Raw genomic sequence first — 17408 nt, 5'->3', positions numbered from 1 at the left:
AAAAAATTATTCAGAAGCGACGGTGATCACCAGGGTATCGGTATAGCTGGTGCCATTGAGGACATCGCTGGTCTGCCAATCGCCATTGGCAATAGTGATCTGGAACCTGGCGTTGTCTGAACCACTGCAGGAAGCGGCATTGCGGGTTTGCCCAGTGACTGCCTGACCTTCGTTGACTTGGGTAAAGGTTCCGCTGGTGCTGTTATCGAAGCCTACGCTGTAGGGTACATCGAGACCGTTGCCGGAAAGGCTGAACGCGTTATCGTTAATACCATCATTACTTTCGAAGGTGATGCTGAAGGTGGGGAAGCCAAAACCGCCAATACAAAAATCTTCCGTTTCAATCGCATCGGAACCCAACGCGGGGTCTTTAATTTCAACAGCACCAACTGCAGCAATTTCAATAGTCGGGGTAAAGCTAAGAGTGATATCACTGCTGGCGCTATCTGAAGCCGCCATGGTGGCTGCCGAGGTGCTGAAAAGGATGCCTGCTGCGACTGCAGAGACCAGTGAACGAACTACATTTTTGTGCATGGCGTATCTTCCTGAGCCGTTGGTTATCGTTCTGTGAAAAGCTGCTCGCGAAGATCCTGCACGGGTCAGGGGTACTGCGTTAGTCAAGCTATTCCGTCTTTATGGCGGAAATAATACTTTTTTTGTGATTTAAGTCACGCCATTTGTGGGGAATTTTTGGTTTGTGGCGTCTAAAAGATCTTCTTGATGGCTTTTCTACGCCTGTGCCCAAGGCCCGGCCAGCGCTATAATCCCGCGCCTTAAGTGTCCTTTATTCACCTTCAATCAGGTTTGTCATGACCGTAAGAACCCGAATCGCACCGTCTCCAACCGGTGATCCCCACGTTGGTACTGCTTATATCGCCCTGTTTAATCAGTGTTTTGCCCGCGCCCAGGGTGGCCAGTTTGTGTTGCGCATCGAAGATACCGATCAGCAGCGCAGCACCCCGGAATCCGAGCAGGCGATTCTCGACAGCATGCGCTGGTTGGGATTGGACTGGCAGGAAGGGCCGGATGTCGGTGGTCCACACGGTCCTTATCGGCAGAGCGAACGCGGTGATATTTACAAAACTCACTGTGATGAGCTGGTGCAGAAGGGGCATGCCTTCCACTGTTACCGCACCGCCGAAGAATTGGAGCAACTGCGCGAAGAGCTGCGCAAGGCAGGCCGCACTTCACTGAAACCCAGTGACCTGGCGTTGCCGGAAGAAGAGGTGGAAAAGCGCCGCGCCGCCGGTGAACCTTACGTCGTGCGCATGAATGTGCCGGAGAGCGGCACTTGCGTGGTGGAAGATCTGCTGCGCGGCTCTATCGAGATCGACTGGGCTCAAGTGGATGCGCAAATTCTGCTCAAGTCCGATGGTATGCCCACTTACCACTTGGCCAACGTAGTGGACGATCACCTGATGGAGATCACCCATGTACTGCGTGGTGAAGAGTGGATTAACTCGGCCCCCAAGCACAAACTGCTGTACGAATATTTTGGTTGGGAGATGCCGGTGCTCTGCCACCTGCCGCTGTTGCGTAACCCGGACAAAACCAAACTGTCTAAGCGCAAAAACCCCACCTCTATTCTTTATTACCAGCGCGCCGGTTTTATGCCCGAAGCGCTGCTCAACTATCTGGGCCGTATGGGCTGGTCCATGCCGGATGAGCGCGAGAAATTTTCTTTAGAGGAGATGCTCGAGCACTTCGATATCCACCGCGTATCCCTGGGCGGCCCGGTGTTCGATGTGGAAAAGCTGTCCTGGCTGAATGGCCTGTGGATTCGTGAACTGGAAAACGAACAGCTCGCCGATCGCCTCATTGACTGGATGTTTAACCGCGAGAATTTGCTCAAAGTATTGCCCCATGCCCGCGAGCGTATGGAGACCTTTGGCGACTTCGCACCGCTGGTGAGCTTCCTCGCCGCAGGCAAGCTGCCGCTCACCGAAGAGAGCTTCAGTGGCAACAAGCTTGAATTGGAAGAGCAGAAGAAGTTACTGCAATTCACCCTGTGGCGCCTGGAAGCCCTGCGCACCTGGGATCGCGACAGCATCTTCCAGGGTGTGAAGTCCCTGGCCACGGCCATGGAGATCAAGCTCAAAGATTTCAACGCGCCCCTGTTTGTCGCCATCAGTGGCACCACCGCCTCCTTCTCCGTAATGGACGCCATGGTACTGCTGGGCCCCGACCTCAGCCGCGCCCGCCTGCGCCAGGCCATCGACGTCCTGGGCGGCGCCGGGAAAAAAGTCCTTAAGCGCTGGGAAAAAGAGTACGCCTCGCTCCCCTAAGCGCTTTACAGCCCCCGGCAGGGGGCTGTGCCGATCCGGCTGCTAACTAATTGATTAAAAAGTTATTTTTTCTGTTGACAGGCGCCTAAACCTTGCTAAAATGCGCCTCGCTTTCAACGGAAACGTTAAGCAAAACGGATTTGGGGCTATAGCTCAGCTGGGAGAGCGCAACACTGGCAGTGTTGAGGTCAGCGGTTCGATCCCGCTTAGCTCCACCAAATTTCCCTTGTCTATCAAGGGATTGCGAGAAGAGGCTCACGGCACTCTTGCCAAGTTCACATAAACGTGAACACAAACTCGCAAGAAAGAAAAAAAGGGCCTTCAGGCCCTTTTTTTCGTCTGAATTTTACCCTTTCAAAACTCCCATCTCATTTGATTCTTTACTTACGGCGGATGTTGAATTTGCCATGCTTGATCTATCCATAGAGTTACTCTCTGTCCCCTAACCTAAAAAGAGGAATCAAAAGTACTGGTAATTTGTTAGGCTGAATTCCCTGGCGCGGCTAATAAGTTTGCCAAGCTGTTGGTGCGTTTTTAAATTAAAACTTAGATGGCTGGCGGCGAGACTGTCACGTTGCGCTTCGGATTTATTAATCGTTGTGCGAAGGTGTCACCTTGCAAGTGTTTCTCAAAGTTCTGCTCGCAAATATCAGCGCGGCGCATGGTGGTTAGCATGCTGATACCCATAGCAATCTGTAGCGCTTCATAACCTTATTCCCTGTCTTTTTATAAATGGTCCAGTGAACTTCCAGAGTTAAGCGTTGATGCTTTTTAATGAGCTTTCCTTTTTCTAGCAGGCGGGGGCGATCATCGGCAGTGGTAAACGGGTTGCTTTCGAGTTTGCACAAGCCTTCAGCCATTAAGAAATTAAAGAATTTATTAAACTCGGCGCGGCGTATGCGCTGTTGGTGATAGGTTGGGGGCTCCCCCCATTTGCGCAAATCAGTTAATTTGGCTTTATGTATAGAGATCGCTTCGAAATCTTCACCAAAGCGCTTTAAGTTGTTGCAACGATTGCGCCAGCTGGCCTTACTGGGTAAGTGGGGATCATTTTCAACGCACCATTCCATATATCGTACAGCATAATGTGTAAAGATGGCTCAATCGGGGGCTTTGCCGGGTTTGCGCTTTACGTTATCGCCCCGGTGAGTATTGGCCTTCTCCGCCATACGCAGAGCATCTTCAAAGGATGCTTTAAAGATTTTTTTGGAGCCATCAGGGCGGCGATAGCGCCAGTAGTTTTCTCTGTGGCGTGGGTCCGGGTAGAGATTATCAGGTAGCGGGGTAGTGCCCACCATTGTGTCTTTTTAGGTCTGGCTATTTCCTTGCGCGATTTCTACTTTATCTATTCTCAGCCCTTGTCTCTTTGAGTGAATTCTTACTGTCTGCGAACTACTCTGCTCGGTTTTCTATCATCCGCAGAATGACAATTTTTTGTTTTTGACTCATCTGTGCCACTGGCCTTAGTGCCCTCTTTGCCGATCTCCTAAATGCACTCAATGCGCATATTGGTGATTTCAGGGTTGTATAACTGGTACTGCAGGACGTAAGTGGTGGTGGGCTGTCGCTCACCATCAAGAGGTCATACCTTAGGATCGGTTCGAAGATATCAATTCCCTTGCTTTTCTAATTTGGTAAGTCTCGCGCGGATCTCATTAATCAGATACTGATCTATGATGAAATGGAAAAACTCTTGAGGCTTAGGGCTTCTAGGGTGTATAGGTACTTTTATCCCAAGTATCGACCTCATCACTTTTTCATCCATTTATTATTGGTAGTTTTACTTCTAGAGTAGCGGTATGGGAGGAGCTGTAGGGTGGCGATAGTCTAGAGCATGGCTTAGAGTTATCGGCCAGAGGCCTCCTGGGGAGTTTCTGGATATCCCCGTGCTTCAAAGCGGTTCGCAATCAAGGTATGGCTTTGCATGGATGTTGCGGAATTATTTAGAGGTTCCCTAGATATGCTTCCAGACTTTATTTTTGTAAACCTGTTGGTTTATATCGCTGAGCGCTGTATGAAATAAATGCAAAGCGTATGGAGAATATACTAAAAGCGGTCATTGGTTGACCCGACTGTTATCAACCTATTAGTAGAACAGATGTGTGAGTGTTTACTTGAGCGGTTATCGAATGATGGCCTTATATAAATCTTGGTTTATCTATTGGTGCCAGGCGTTAGGCATTCGTTGAGAGTGGCATTCAATCTGTGTAAGTTTAGTGGTTAAGTGAAGACTAGAATTGGGTGGGGTGTACGTAATGGCGCGTAATTAATTTGGTGTGACGAAATTTGGTGGCTGCGATAGGATGCTGCGCTGGTCAATTAGGCCGCTGGCGTATTCAGGAAGAGTCATCTTCTCTCTCTGTGAGCTAAAGTGCTCGCACAGCAAAAATGAGTGAAGCTCAAATAAGCACCACTCGGCTAAGTGAAGTAATTCCTTCCAAGTAGGTCTGAGTTAATTATCCCAGTTCCAGGCATGTGCTAAAAGAGAACTGGCTCACAATTGTCCAAGAAAAAGCTGCTATGGGTCCAACAACTTCACGCTCTGTCTGGCAGATCCAGCGAGATGTGATCTTCGCGTTACTTGTGCGCGAGATGAAAACTCGATTCGGTAAGTGGAAGCTGGGTTATGCCTGGGTGTTGCTAGAGCCGGCCATGCATATCATGGTTTTGGCAACACTTTTCAGCTTCCTTGGGAGGGAATTCTACCCGGGGATCCCCACCGTGCTCTTTATGCTCGCTGGCATTGCCCCATTTCTATTCTTTTCCCACTGTTTTAGTAAGTCTATGGCGGCGGTGGACTCCAACCGCGGACTATTCAACTATCGCCAGCTACGCCCCTTTGATGCGGTTATGAGCCGGGTAATGTTGGAGTTTGCTATCTATCTGATAAGCCTGATCGCGCTGCTGGGAATATTGGCTTGGGTGGGTATATCCGCGACCTTTAATGATTTTCTGCTACTGATTGTGGTGAATCTTCTCTACCTGTGTTTCTGCTTTGGTATGAGTTTGGCGCTCTGTGTGGCCGGTGCCAAATACCCGGAAGTGGGCAAGTTCGGGCCATTGATTCAGCGACCGCTGTACTTCATGTCAGGTGTGTTCTTTTCTTTGGAGCAGGTACCTGAGCAATACCACCCGTATCTCGCCTGGAATCCTTTACTGCATGTCATTGAGCTTACTCGTGAGGGACTATTTAGCAGTTACCATGGTATGTTCGCCAACCTGCCATACCTGACATTCAGTTCATTGGCAATGCTTGGCTTTGGTCTATTGGTTTACCGCAGCCAGTGGCGAGACTTGGTGCGCAGCAAATGATCGAATTGCGTAACCTGACCAAGACATTCCGCACACCAAATGGTCGCAAAGTGTTGTTCAAAGATGTCAATGCCGTTTTCCCGGAAGGTAAGAATATTGGCATTCTCGGAAGAAATGGTGCTGGTAAGTCAACCCTGTTGCGAATTATGGGCGGGATTGATTATCCAGATTATGGACGGGTTATTACCAACGAGCGTATATCTTGGCCCATGGGGCTTGCTAGCGGTTTTCAGGGCAGTATGACTGGCCGTGAGAATGCCGAGTTTATTTGCGGTATTCATGGAATCTGGGGAAGGAGCCGGCAGGCAGTATTGGACAGGGTCCAGGACTTTGCCGAGATTGGTGATTACTTCAATGCGCCGGTAAAGAGCTACTCCTCAGGCATGCGTTCCCGCCTTGCATTCGGTCTGAGCATCGCCGTGGATTTCGATTGCTATCTAGTGGATGAGGTGATGTCCGTTGGTGATGCGCACTTTAAGCATAAGTGTGAACAGGTTATCGCCGAAAAGCGTAAATCCGCCAAATTTATTATTGTTGCTCACGCCATGCCGCAACTGAAAAAGAATTGTGATGTCGGTATTTACCTCGGGCCGGAAGGACTACAGATTTTCGATACTGTAGAAGAGGCTATTGAGCTTTATCAACAAGGGATACCCAAGCCCAAGGTGCAACAACAGAATAGAGCCGCACAGGCACTTAAGGCATAAGTCAAAATGGAAACAAATACGCAACCTGTCTCTGAGCAAAAAGCTAAGCCCGATAGCGGTGCACTAAAAAGAACGGCTGAGGTTGTAAAAGGTATGTTTGCAGGTTTTACTGCGAATGAACCACCATCGGAGCCTGGCCATTCGGGTATTCGCGCATGGCGTGGATTACTACTTTGTGTTGGCTTGCCCCTGCTCCTGGTATCCGCCTATTATCTTTTCTTCGTTTCGGATCGTTATGTGAGTAGCACTCAGCTGATTGTGAAAGATAATGGCTCTAGTCAAGGAATGTCATCTTCCCTTGGGTTCCTTTTGCCAGGTGTAGGAGCAGACAATCAAGATGCCTTCCTAGTGGTTAACTATATTCAGTCTTTAGATATGGCTGTATATCTGGATAAGACATTGCAGTTGAGTAGCTACTACAAGAGCGATCGCTACGATATCTTTTCTCGCCTTGACTCCAATGCTACTCAGGAAGACTACCTGGAATACTATCGTGAGCATATCGCCATTGGTCACGATGAGTCGACGGGTATTATCACAATAGAGATGCAGGCTTTTGAGCCTGAGTTCGCGCGCAGTCTGGTTGAGACTGTTACCCAGAAATCTGAAGATTTTGTCAATGCTATCAGCAATCAGCTAGCCGACAAGCAGGTGGCTTTTGTGCGCAGTGAGCTCGAGTTGGCTCAAAGTAAATTGCGTGCCTCTAAGCAGGAAATTCTCGATTTCCAAAACCGTAACAAAGTTGTAAGCCCAGAAGAGCTAACAAAGGGGATCAGCGGAATTATTCAGGGGCTCGAAGCCAAGCTTGCCGAGCTGCGCGCCAAACTGACGGCGGCCAAAACCTATCTAAATCCCGACTCTTCTCAGGTTGTCTCAATGCAGGCTGAAATCAGCGCGCTGGAAGAGCAAATAGCCGCAGAAAAGGAACGCTTGGTTGGTGTTTCAGATGCACAGGGAGAGCAGCGTCTTAACAGCCTGAGTGCGCATTTCCAGAATTTAGAATTGAACCTTCAGTTTGCCACCGATGCCTACGCAGCATCACTAAAAGCATTAGAAACTGCCCGAATGGAAGCCTCAGGCAGACTTAAACACTTGATGGTTGTGAGCCAGCCTTCTTTAGCGGAGAAAGCAGAATACCCGCGTAAGCTTTATAACCTAACCAGCTTAGCCATTATTTTGCTATTGATCTATGGCATTGTGAAAATGTTGATATCCAGTATTCGCGACCACAGGATTTAATCCTTTTCTTGCTTGCGAGTGTAAGACTGGTGAGCAAGGAGGTAAGTGGCTGCCTAAAAGCGCTAGTTACCCAGATAATGCAAGGCAAAGTCTGGATATTAAAAATAGAGACTCAAACGAAAAGATCGAAAAAATGATCGTGAGAAAACTTAAAACCCTTGGGGTATTACTTGGTTTATTGGCTGGTGTTGCGCTGCCGAATGCTCAAGCTCTGGAAACTCAGCTATTGGAAAAGAATGATTCTACTGGGCTTCCTCAGCCAAGTGCGCTGGTCTTTGGTCAGTCTCTGTTTCAGGGGGCCTTCAAGGATCAGCCGTTTAGTGGCTTCAACCCAGATTATCGCATAACCGTCGGTGATCAAATTAACTTGCAACTGTGGGGTGCCTATAGCTTTAGTGCAACTCTTGCGGTGGACCCACAGGGTAATATTTTTGTACCCGAAGTGGGGCCTGTGCATGTGGCCGGCGTGAAAAACGGCGAACTCAATGACTTTGTATTACGCCATGTAAAAGGTGTATTCAAGAAAAATGTGCGAGCCTACGCTAACCTGGAGGCCAGCCAACCGGTCAAAGTATTTGTAACAGGTTATGTCAAAAATCCAGGGCTATTTAATGGCTTTTCTTCTGACTCTATTCTCTATTACCTCGATAGCGCGGGCGGTATAGATCACAAAAGTGGAAGCTTTATAGATGTGAAAGTAATGCGTGGTGATCAGCTACTGCAAAGGGTCAATCTATATAATTTTCTTACCGATGGCAGCATGCCCGCATTGCAGCTACGCAATGGTGATGCCATTGTAGTTGGAGCGCGTAATGGAGCCGTTTCAATCGAGGGCGCGGTGCAACAGGCTGCGCAGATAGAATTTACCGGCCCTTACACTCAGTTAGGGGAAATGCTACTGGTAGCCAAGCCAGACCCCCAGGCCAACTTTGCCCGTATTACTCAGGTAATTGATGATCAGCAGCAAGCCAGCTATCTGCCATTGGCAGAAGCCCTAAATACCGCGTTATACCCAGGAGCTAGAGTCGAATTAGTCCGGGATAACGATATCAAATCCATATCCGTAAGTGTGAGCGGTGAGCTGGATGGACCCGCAAGCTATGTACTCCCCTACGGCGCTACGCTTAAAGATCTACTGTCACAGCTTGAGTTTCGCGGTAATGCTGATCAGTCTGCAGTGCAGTTATACCGCAAAAGCGTGGCCAAGAAGCAGCGCGCCGCACTAGAGCGCTCCCTAGATGCTTTGCAGATGGAAGTACTTACCCGCCAGCCAAACACTGAGCTGGAAAAAGATGCCCAGTCGGAAAACGCCGCCATGATTCAAAAGTTCATTGCTGAGGCTCGAAAGGCACAACCTCGAGGACAGGTGGTACTGGCTAATAACCCCAAGGCCGGAGATATATTGCTGGAGGATGGTGATAGGTTAGTGGTACCACTTAGGAACTCTACGGTTTCAGTGGTGGGTGAAGTGATTTTTCCAACTTCACTGGTATTTAATGAACGCCATACATTGGAAGACTACATTGAAATGGCTGGCGGTTTCTCCAATAGCGCCAATCAAGATGAATTAGTAATTCTACATTTAGATGGCACCATCAGTCGGGTTAAAGAGAGCAAGTTCGATAATCGTCTGAAAGATACTCTGCGCCCTGGTGATGAAATTATGGTGATGCCAGAGGTACGCTCCAGTGAGTTACAGGTGACTAAAGATGTCACAGAAATTCTTTACCGTATAGCCGTAGGCACAGCGGCAGTACTGTCTTTCTAAGGATACCGGGTAATACTTCTTCTCCAGATCTTTGAATATAAAAGTTTTGGAGATGCAGGAAATAGTGGGCGACTCATTGAGCTCCAAGGAGAAAAAGATGATTACAAAGGGAAGTTCAACCAGAAAAGGAATTATTCTGGCGGGTGGTTCTGGTACGCGTCTATACCCCCTTACCAAGGGGGTTAGCAAGCAGTTGATGGGGGTATACGACAAGCCAATGATTTACTACCCGCTAACAACACTCATGCTGGCGGGTATCCAGGACATACTGATCATCACCACACCAGAAGAGCAGTATCTTTACCAGCGCTTACTGGAAGACGGCTCTCAATGGGGGGTTAACATCAGCTATGCGATACAGCCGAGCCCAGATGGCCTCGCGCAAGCTTTTATCATTGGTCGTGAGCATGTGGGTAACAATAAGAGCGCCCTGGTATTGGGTGATAATATTTTTTATACCCAGCACTTTAGTCAGATATTACAGCGTGCAGATGCGAATGAAGAGGGAGCGACAGTCTTTGGCTATCGCGTCGCCGACGCAAGGGCTTATGGCGTTGTAGAGTTTGATAGGGAAGGCAAAGCCGTTAGCTTAGAAGAGAAACCAGCTCAACCAAGATCTAACTACGCGGTAACTGGCTTATATTTCTATGATAAGCAAGTCTGTGATTTGGCAAGAGAAGTTCAACCAAGCCCCCGCGGTGAGTTGGAGATTACCGACATCAACAATATCTACCTTGAGCGAGATCAATTGAATGTTGAATTATTGGGCCGTGGCAGCGCTTGGTTGGATACCGGAACCCATGACAACCTGCTTGAGGCTGCACACTTTGTTCAGACTATGGAGCGTCGCCAGGGGCTGAAAATTGCCTGTCCGGAAGAAGTGGCTTACCGCAAGGGATTTATCTGTGCTGAACAGCTGGAAAAGCAAGCCCAACCACTGTTAAAGAGCGGTTATGGTGAATACCTAATGAATTTGTTGTTGGAATCTGGGGAAGCACCTCCTTTCACTCAGCAGCGTTTGGCCGCTGCTCTTTGAATGGATAGAAAACCCTTCGTTCCACCTTTTGAAGAACTAAGAAAAAAGCAGTATGAAAGTAATAGAAACCGCTATCCCCGACGTGAAAACCCTGGAACCAAAAGTCTTTGGTGACGAGCGTGGTTTCTTTTTCGAATCCTATCGACAGGATTTATTTAACCGGGAATGTGGAGAAAGGATCTTTGTCCAGGATAACCATAGTAAGTCTACCCAGGGAATTCTTCGTGGGTTGCACTACCAAACTCAGCAAACCCAAGGCAAGTTGGTACGTGTAACAAAAGGCGAAGTTTTTGATGTGGCGGTAGATTTACGAAAAAGCTCCCCAACTTTTGGTCAATGGGTAGGCGTTATTCTCTCGGCAGAAAATAAGCGACAACTTTGGGTTCCTGAAGGCTTTGCTCACGGTTTCTACGTTACCAGTGCCGAAGCCGAGTTCGTCTATAAGTGCACTGATTACTATGCGCCTGAGTATGAGCAGTCTATTCGTTGGGATGATCCAGAACTTGCCATTGAATGGCCTTTAGTAAATGGGAAAGCACCTCTACTTTCTGCCAAAGATACCGCAGGAAAAAGCCTAAAAGAAGCTATTACTTTCCCTTAGTAGCTGCAGTAGGAAATCCTAGATCACATGACTCATCTCAGAAACTTTCCCTGACATGAAAAGCTTGTGAATCAGTTAAGCAAGCTTGTAGTTTCAATCAGAGATGTCAAAACACTAGCTGGTGCCTCCTAATTCAATGTGAATAAGTCAATGAAAATTTTAGTAACTGGTAAAGACGGCCAGCTGGCACAAGAGCTGCAAAAACGTATTCCGGCTGGTATAGAGCTGATAGCACTAGACAGAAATGATCTGGATATCACGAGTGCGGATCAGGTCATACAGACAATGACTCACTACAAGCCCGTCGCGATTATTAATGCGGCTGCCTATACCGCGGTGGACAAGGCGGAATCAGAGAAGGAGCAGGCCTACGCTGTTAATGCCACAGGCCCGGAAAATTTGGCTAAAGCCTGCCGGGAGATGGGAATACGATTGATTCATATCTCCACAGATTTTGTATTTGATGGCCAGAGTTCTACACCTTATCAACCGCAAGATGCGGTCCGTCCATTAGGGGTATATGGAGAAAGCAAAGCTGCTGGTGAAGCAGCCGTGCAAAGCATATTACCCCAAGCGGTTATTCTACGTACTGCCTGGGTTTATAGCGCCCATGGAGCCAATTTTACAAATACTATGCTTCGCCTTATGAGCGAGCGAGACGAGCTGAGCGTTGTTGCTGATCAGATAGGTACTCCTACAAGTACTCAAACACTGGCCGAGACTATTTTCACGTTAATTAGCAAGACCGAAATAAGTGGTATTTATCACTGCACCGATGCTGGGACTGCCAGTTGGTATGATTTTGCCGTGGCTATCTATGAAGAGGCCAAGGATCTTGGTCTGTTGGTCGATGAGGTAAATGTAAAAATAAGGCCAATAGGCACTGCCGACTATCCTACTCCTGCGGCAAGGCCAGCATATAGTGTTTTGGATAAGTCAAGCTTGGTGATGGATTTGAATTTTGAATCACAACACTGGCGCCAGGTATTACGCCGAGTTTTACAAGAAAAAACTGGTTCTTAAAGAAGGACCCCACAATTATTCCAAGTGTTAGTGTGCATTTAAAAGATCTGTCGAATAGGTATCAACAAAACACACAGACCGAAAATAAATTTGAAAGCACTGAGGACCTAAGGATATACCTTTACAAAAGTATATCCTTAGTTTCCAACAATACAAAAAGTAATGGCAGAAACAAATGAGTAACTTACTGGTAACCGGTGGCGCTGGTTTTATAGGTTCAAACTTTGTCCACTACTGGATGAAGAATCACCCCAAAGATAAAATAGTAGTACTTGATGCTTTAACTTACGCCGGTAATAAAGCTAACTTGGACCCAGTAGCGAAAAACGCCAACTTCTTTTTTTGTCAGGGAAATATTTGCGATACGTCTCTGGTAGAAACCCTACTCAAAGAGCATAGAATAGACACGCTGGTACACTTCGCAGCAGAAAGTCATGTAGACAGGTCTATCAGTGGCCCTGATGCTTTTATTGAAACAAACATTATCGGTACTCATAGCCTGCTAAAGGCAGCAAAAAAAATCTGGTTGGACGAGGGAATTAATAAAGACAACCACCGCTTTCACCATGTTTCTACTGATGAAGTTTATGGAACCCTGGGCCCTGAGGATCCCGCCTTCAGCGAGACCACGCCTTATGCACCCAATAGCCCATATTCTGCCAGTAAGGCTGCGTCAGATCATTTGGTACGTGCATATCACCATACATATGGATTGAAGGTTACAACCAGTAATTGCTCCAATAATTACGGCCCTTATCACTTTCCAGAAAAACTGATACCACTGGTAATCACTAATATCCTGCAGGATAAACCATTACCCATTTATGGTGATGGTCAGCAGATACGCGACTGGCTGTATGTAGAGGATCATGCACGAGGCATCGATTTAGTAATTAAAAAAGGTCACTTGGGAGAGTGTTACAACATTGGTGGCATTAATGAATGGGCAAATCTCGACATCGTTAAGCTGATTTGTGAACTAATGAACTCTGAATTTGCCGAAAACCCGGAACTCGCTAATAAGTACCCCAAAGCGGTATCTGCAATAGCAGGGAAAGCACAGAGTCTAGTTACCTTTGTAAAAGATAGGGCCGGACATGATCGTCGTTATGCCATAGATCCTGAGAAGTCCAATAGTGAACTTGATTATCAACCACAGGAGAGTTTTGCTAGTGGAATTCGTAAAACAATGCAATGGTATTTAGAGAATGACAGCTGGTGGTTGGCAGTGATGGATGGAAGTTATCAGGATTGGATATTATCTCACTACAAAAAGGAAGTTGCTTCGAAATGACTATTACACCAGTGATTATGGCCGGGGGATCTGGAAGTCGTTTATGGCCCGCATCCAGACAGTTAATGCCAAAGCAATTTTTGGAATTAATTGGAAATAATTCCATGCTCATCGATACATTAAATCGGTTCAAAGGTTTATCATGCAAAACACCAATCATCATTTGCAATGAAGAGCATCGATTTATTGCTGCTGAAGAGCTTCGTCTAAATAAAAATGACGATGCAAACATTGTACTTGAACCTGTCGGGCGCAACACCGCACCGGCAATTGCACTAGCAGCACTTACTGCTGATCCAGAAGAATTGCTTTTGGTATTAGCCGCTGACCATGTAATTAAAGACCTGGAAGCTTTCCATGCATCAATAAATTCAGCGATTACATTTGCAGAGAAAGGAAAGCTTGTAACCTTTGGAGTGGTTCCTAATAAGCCTCATACCGGATATGGCTATATCCGAGCCCAATCCATCCATGAAGCATCGCCAGTTTTAGAGTTTGTAGAGAAACCAGATATAAGTACGGCACAAAGCTACATAAAGTCTGGTAAATATTTTTGGAACAGCGGAATGTTCATGTTTAAGGCTGAATCATACCTTAAAGAGCTGGAGGAATATTGCCCTGATATTCTTGAGGCCTGCAAGATGGCCATGAAAAATTCTGAATCAGATCTTAATTTTCTCCGCCCAAATGCACTTAATTTCGAAGCCTGCCCAGAAAAGTCAATCGATTATGCGGTAATGGAGAAAACGTCTAATGCCATAGTAGTACCAATGGATGCACAATGGAGTGATGTGGGCTGCTGGGAGAGCTTATGGGATATATCTGATAAAGATATTAATGGAAATGTAACCCGTGGGGATGTTTTACTAAAAGAGGTTAAGGATTGCTATGTAGATAGTGGAGGTAAATTGGTAGCTGCAATTGGTCTACAGGATGTAGTTATTGTGGAAACCAAAGATGCACTTCTTATTGCGGATAAAAGTAAAATTCAGAATGTAAAGGAAATTGTCAGGCAGCTTAAAGCAGAGAATCGTAGTGAATATCTGCACGGCCGTGAAGTCTACCGACCATGGGGACATTATGATTCAATCTGTTTTGGTCCGCGTGATCAAGTTAAACGAATAACAGTTAAGCCAGGAGCAAAACTTTCAGTACAGATGCATCATCATCGCGCTGAGCATTGGATAGTAGTATCTGGGACGGCAAAAGTAACTATTGGTGATAACTCCAGTTTGGTAAGTGAGAATGAATCAATATACATCCCAATTGGTGAAATACATGCGCTAGAAAACCCAGGAAAGATACCACTGGAAATGATTGAAGTTCAAACAGGCTCATATCTCGGTGAGGATGATATCGTACGCTTTGAAGATAGGTACGGAAGGGTTTGAGTAGTAAGCGGGTAGGATTATTATAAACATGATTTTTAAGTCAAAAAAAAACAAACAATATATAAATTATATGCCATTTATAGACAAGGCGTATATTGGCGTTCAAGCTGGAATTGAATTTTCTAGTAAAGAAGAAGCATTGCATTTCTACCTAATGGATGGCTGGCCAAATGACATAGATCCATGTGCAGTATTCTCAACTAGGTATTATTTAAAGACAAATCCAGATGTATCGTCTTCCAATATAAATCCACTTGAACACTTTATTATCCATGGTGCTGATGAGGGAAGGTCGCCCCACTTTCTGTTTGATATTGAATACTATAAAGAGAAGGCGTCCTTAAAACCTGGAATTAACCCATTAGAGCACTATCTAACCTCTAAAGATCGACCAAGTCCTTCACCTTACTTTAATGAAACATATTACCTTGAAAGAAAAAAATTGGGTAGAGATAAAGTTGGTCTTGAAGATTTCATAAAAAATGAAAGAGTTGGAGCTACACATCCATTAATAAGTGAGCTTAAAATACGGGAAAAACCCAGTGACAATGAAAAATATTCACCATATAACTATTTTATATATGAGGGGGGAGCATTTTTCAAACCAGAGACTTATGATAAAGATGTTCCTGGAGCTAGAGATTTCGGCCTGCTGAGGCACTTCACTTTATTTGGAAAAAAGGAAAACAGATTAACATGTAATGGTATTGAAGCCACTCTAGCAGAGAATATAAACCAGTATAGCCGCAAAGATTATGATTCAGCGATAGAGTTCTTAGCTGACAGTATCAACTCTCCTATATTAGAAAAGAATAATGTTAACCCTGAACTTTCAATCGTAATAGTTAATTGGAATAAGTCTAGCATGACAATCCAATGTGTGGCACAAATTATCGCATCCACACAAAGGAAATATGAAATTATTATCATAGATAATGGTAGCCAAGATGATGAGTATGAAAGATTAGTGATCTTGCGCGGAATTCCAAATTTAAAAATTATACGACTTGAGGTTAATAGGTACTTCGGAGAGGCAAACAACATTGGCGTTGAGGAAACAAGTGGTGAAGTCATTTGTTTTTTAAATAATGATGCTTTTGTTACTAAAGGCTGGGAGGAGCCATTATTGTCCGCAATTCTGAAGGAAGGATATGTGGCAAGCTCACCGAAGTTTATTTTTCCTGATGGAAGATTGCAGGAAGCTGGTGGGCAACTCAATTCCTGTGGGCAGAATGTCCAGTTTGGCAAAGGCCTAAACTCTAATGATGATCAATTTAATTTTGATATGGATGTCGACCATTCATCGGCTGCTTGCTTAGCTCTAAAAAAAGAGGTGTTTGCAAGAATAGGAGGGTTTGATCTTAGATATGAGCCTGCATATTTTGAAGATGCCGACTTGTCTGCTAAATTAAAAGTATTAGGGAAATGCATTAGGTATAAATCAGATTCTATTGTTTACCATATTGAAAATGCAACATCAAAAGATTCAAGGATAGGATTTGATTTTTTTGACCTTATAAATACCAATAGAATAAAATTTGTAGAAAGATGGGGTAACTTTTTAAGAGGAGAAATGGAGGTAGAAGTAGCCGACAATTCTAAATATATTCTTGAGCATCGGGATTTCTCAAAAGCAAGTTTAAAGAATAATAGAATTGCAGTAGTCTATTCTCCTTATGATTTAACACCAGGAGGTGGTGAAAGATATATTCTATCAATAGCCTCCATCTTGTCGAACGAATATATTACATACTTCGCAACGCCATCACGTTATAGTTATTATAGACTAGCAAATATAGGTGATACGCTTGGAATTGATATTAAGAGCTTACGCCTAATAGAGCAAAGAAAGTTAAATACATTGCCACATATTGATCTCTTTGTAGCAATGAGCAACGAACTTTCCCCATCAATGAAAGCAATTGGCAGAAAGAAAAATATATATCATTGCCAATTTCCATTTCCAATGTCATCCTGGCATATATCTAATTGCCTTGAAAATGTTGAAGACTACGATAAAGTAATAGTCAATTCAGCCTTTACCAAGACAAATTATGAGCGGCAGGCAGATAAATTTTCTGTGAACATCCCCCCTGTTGAAATTTTGCACCCACCAGTAAATATTAATAGTAAAAAAATATCAAAAAATTGGAAAGATAAAGAAATCAAAATACTTAATGTTGGGAGATACATTTCAGGTGGCCATTGCAAAAAGCAATTGGAGTTAATCGAAGCATTTGTGCGATTATTTCACGCTGGGAAATCAGCTGGATTAAATTTCAGAATGATTTTTGCTGGAGCTTTAGCATCATCAGAACAGGATAGGAAATACTTCTCCAATCTTAAAAATGTATCGAGCATGTTACCTATTGACTTTCATATCAATGTGTCTCTTCAGGAGCTACGTAACCTATATAAGGATGCACATTTTTATTGGCATGGGACAGGTATTAATGAGTCAATTGAGAGCAGTCCAGAAGTATTTGAACATTTTGGAATTACACCGATAGAGGCGATGTCTTTTGGCGCAATTCCTGTAGTGTGGAAAGAGGGGGGGCCTGCCGAAATTCTAAAAGATTTCCCAGATAATGTGGCAAAGAAATTATCTGACTACTCAGATATAACCTTAAATTTATTAAAAAATGGCGCGCAACTCTCAGAGAAGTTTCAAGAATTATCCAAAGTTTATGATGAATCTCAATTTTCGAAAAAATTAATTAGTGGCATTTTAAATTAAAATAGTTGAACTTTG

At 45.0% G+C, this 17408-nt stretch carries 14 protein-coding genes and 1 tRNA gene; 12 read left to right on the top strand and 3 right to left on the bottom strand.

Going from position 1 to position 17408, the window contains the following annotated elements:
• Positions 1-6 precede the first annotated feature (6 nt).
• Positions 7-534, bottom strand: a complete 528-nt coding sequence (locus ACXAFI_RS15055; protein ID WP_475109469.1) for a hypothetical protein — start codon at positions 532-534, stop codon at positions 7-9.
• A 275-nt stretch (positions 535-809) separates the two neighbouring features.
• Between ACXAFI_RS15055 and gltX the strand changes: the two genes are divergently transcribed.
• Together gltX and ACXAFI_RS15045 are read left to right on the top strand one after the other, a co-directional pair.
• Complete coding sequence (gltX, locus tag ACXAFI_RS15050) at positions 810-2285, top strand: glutamate--tRNA ligase (protein ID WP_475109468.1); 1476 nt, start codon at positions 810-812, stop codon at positions 2283-2285.
• A 142-nt stretch (positions 2286-2427) separates the two neighbouring features.
• Positions 2428-2503 (top strand) — tRNA-Ala (locus ACXAFI_RS15045).
• A 450-nt stretch (positions 2504-2953) separates the two neighbouring features.
• On the opposite strand, the gene ACXAFI_RS15040 is transcribed toward ACXAFI_RS15045, so the two are convergent.
• A complete protein-coding gene (locus ACXAFI_RS15040) occupies positions 2954-3355 on the bottom strand; it encodes a hypothetical protein (RefSeq protein WP_475109467.1) in 402 nt (133 codons plus the stop codon).
• Positions 3356-3385: 30 nt separating this feature from the next.
• Entirely contained in the window at positions 3386-3583 is a 198-nt protein-coding gene (locus tag ACXAFI_RS15035) for a phage integrase Arm DNA-binding domain-containing protein (RefSeq protein ID WP_475109466.1), read from the bottom strand.
• A 1222-nt stretch (positions 3584-4805) separates the two neighbouring features.
• On the opposite strand from ACXAFI_RS15035, the gene ACXAFI_RS15030 reads away from it, so the two are divergent.
• The 10 genes from ACXAFI_RS15030 (at position 4806) to ACXAFI_RS14985 (ending at position 17393) form a co-directional block, all read left to right on the top strand.
• The gene (locus tag ACXAFI_RS15030) at positions 4806-5597 is read left to right on the top strand and encodes an ABC transporter permease (protein WP_475109465.1); all 792 of its coding nucleotides are present in this window, start codon (positions 4806-4808) and stop codon (positions 5595-5597) included.
• A complete protein-coding gene (locus ACXAFI_RS15025) occupies positions 5594-6304 on the top strand; it encodes an ABC transporter ATP-binding protein (RefSeq protein WP_475109464.1) in 711 nt (236 codons plus the stop codon). The genes ACXAFI_RS15030 and ACXAFI_RS15025 overlap by 4 nt, the downstream gene beginning before the upstream one ends.
• Before the next feature lie 6 nt (positions 6305-6310).
• A complete protein-coding gene (locus ACXAFI_RS15020) occupies positions 6311-7543 on the top strand; it encodes a KpsE/RkpR family capsule polysaccharide export protein (protein ID WP_475109463.1) in 1233 nt (410 codons plus the stop codon).
• Positions 7544-7676: 133 nt separating this feature from the next.
• The gene (locus ACXAFI_RS15015) at positions 7677-9311 is read left to right on the top strand and encodes a polysaccharide biosynthesis/export family protein (RefSeq protein ID WP_475109462.1); all 1635 of its coding nucleotides are present in this window, start codon (positions 7677-7679) and stop codon (positions 9309-9311) included.
• A gap of 97 nt (positions 9312-9408) precedes the next feature.
• A complete protein-coding gene (gene rfbA, locus ACXAFI_RS15010) occupies positions 9409-10347 on the top strand; it encodes a glucose-1-phosphate thymidylyltransferase RfbA (RefSeq protein WP_152451764.1) in 939 nt (312 codons plus the stop codon).
• Positions 10348-10399: 52 nt separating this feature from the next.
• Positions 10400-10948 carry a dTDP-4-dehydrorhamnose 3,5-epimerase gene (gene rfbC / locus ACXAFI_RS15005; RefSeq protein WP_475109461.1) on the top strand — a complete coding sequence of 183 codons (549 nt, stop codon included), beginning with the start codon at positions 10400-10402 and terminating at the stop codon, positions 10946-10948.
• A gap of 150 nt (positions 10949-11098) precedes the next feature.
• On the top strand, positions 11099-11971 hold the full coding sequence (gene rfbD, locus ACXAFI_RS15000) for a dTDP-4-dehydrorhamnose reductase (RefSeq protein WP_475109460.1): 873 nt from the start codon (positions 11099-11101) through the stop codon (positions 11969-11971).
• A 175-nt stretch (positions 11972-12146) separates the two neighbouring features.
• On the top strand, positions 12147-13265 hold the full coding sequence (rfbB, locus tag ACXAFI_RS14995) for a dTDP-glucose 4,6-dehydratase (RefSeq protein ID WP_475109459.1): 1119 nt from the start codon (positions 12147-12149) through the stop codon (positions 13263-13265).
• Complete coding sequence (locus tag ACXAFI_RS14990) at positions 13262-14656, top strand: mannose-1-phosphate guanylyltransferase/mannose-6-phosphate isomerase (protein ID WP_475109458.1); 1395 nt, start codon at positions 13262-13264, stop codon at positions 14654-14656. Before rfbB ends, ACXAFI_RS14990 begins: the two co-directional genes overlap by 4 nt.
• A gap of 28 nt (positions 14657-14684) precedes the next feature.
• A complete protein-coding gene (locus tag ACXAFI_RS14985; RefSeq protein WP_475109457.1) occupies positions 14685-17393 on the top strand; it encodes a glycosyltransferase in 2709 nt (902 codons plus the stop codon).
• Positions 17394-17408: the final 15 nt, after the last annotated feature.

This window comes from Microbulbifer sp. ABH2_005 (assembly GCF_056160005.1).
Note: the sequence above shows the minus strand (reverse complement) of the source record. Positions and strands in the feature narration are given on the sequence as shown.

What these genes read in the sequence shown, in the direction of transcription:
- ACXAFI_RS15040 (WP_475109467.1), bottom strand. Translation starts at nt 3,355, where the DNA reads ATGGAATGGTGCGTTGAAAATGATCCCCACTTACCCAGTAAGGCCAGC.
- ACXAFI_RS15035 (WP_475109466.1), bottom strand. Translation starts at nt 3,583, where the DNA reads ATGGTGGGCACTACCCCGCTACCTGATAATCTCTACCCGGACCCACGC.
- gltX (WP_475109468.1), top strand. Translation starts at nt 810, where the DNA reads ATGACCGTAAGAACCCGAATCGCACCGTCTCCAACCGGTGATCCCCAC.
- ACXAFI_RS14985 (WP_475109457.1), top strand. Translation starts at nt 14,685, where the DNA reads ATGATTTTTAAGTCAAAAAAAAACAAACAATATATAAATTATATGCCA.
- ACXAFI_RS14990 (WP_475109458.1), top strand. Translation starts at nt 13,262, where the DNA reads ATGACTATTACACCAGTGATTATGGCCGGGGGATCTGGAAGTCGTTTA.
- ACXAFI_RS15030 (WP_475109465.1), top strand. Translation starts at nt 4,806, where the DNA reads ATGGGTCCAACAACTTCACGCTCTGTCTGGCAGATCCAGCGAGATGTG.
- rfbD (WP_475109460.1), top strand. Translation starts at nt 11,099, where the DNA reads ATGAAAATTTTAGTAACTGGTAAAGACGGCCAGCTGGCACAAGAGCTG.
- ACXAFI_RS15020 (WP_475109463.1), top strand. Translation starts at nt 6,311, where the DNA reads ATGGAAACAAATACGCAACCTGTCTCTGAGCAAAAAGCTAAGCCCGAT.
- rfbB (WP_475109459.1), top strand. Translation starts at nt 12,147, where the DNA reads ATGAGTAACTTACTGGTAACCGGTGGCGCTGGTTTTATAGGTTCAAAC.
- ACXAFI_RS15055 (WP_475109469.1), bottom strand. Translation starts at nt 534, where the DNA reads ATGCACAAAAATGTAGTTCGTTCACTGGTCTCTGCAGTCGCAGCAGGC.
- rfbC (WP_475109461.1), top strand. Translation starts at nt 10,400, where the DNA reads ATGAAAGTAATAGAAACCGCTATCCCCGACGTGAAAACCCTGGAACCA.
- ACXAFI_RS15015 (WP_475109462.1), top strand. Translation starts at nt 7,677, where the DNA reads ATGATCGTGAGAAAACTTAAAACCCTTGGGGTATTACTTGGTTTATTG.
- ACXAFI_RS15025 (WP_475109464.1), top strand. Translation starts at nt 5,594, where the DNA reads ATGATCGAATTGCGTAACCTGACCAAGACATTCCGCACACCAAATGGT.
- rfbA (WP_152451764.1), top strand. Translation starts at nt 9,409, where the DNA reads ATGATTACAAAGGGAAGTTCAACCAGAAAAGGAATTATTCTGGCGGGT.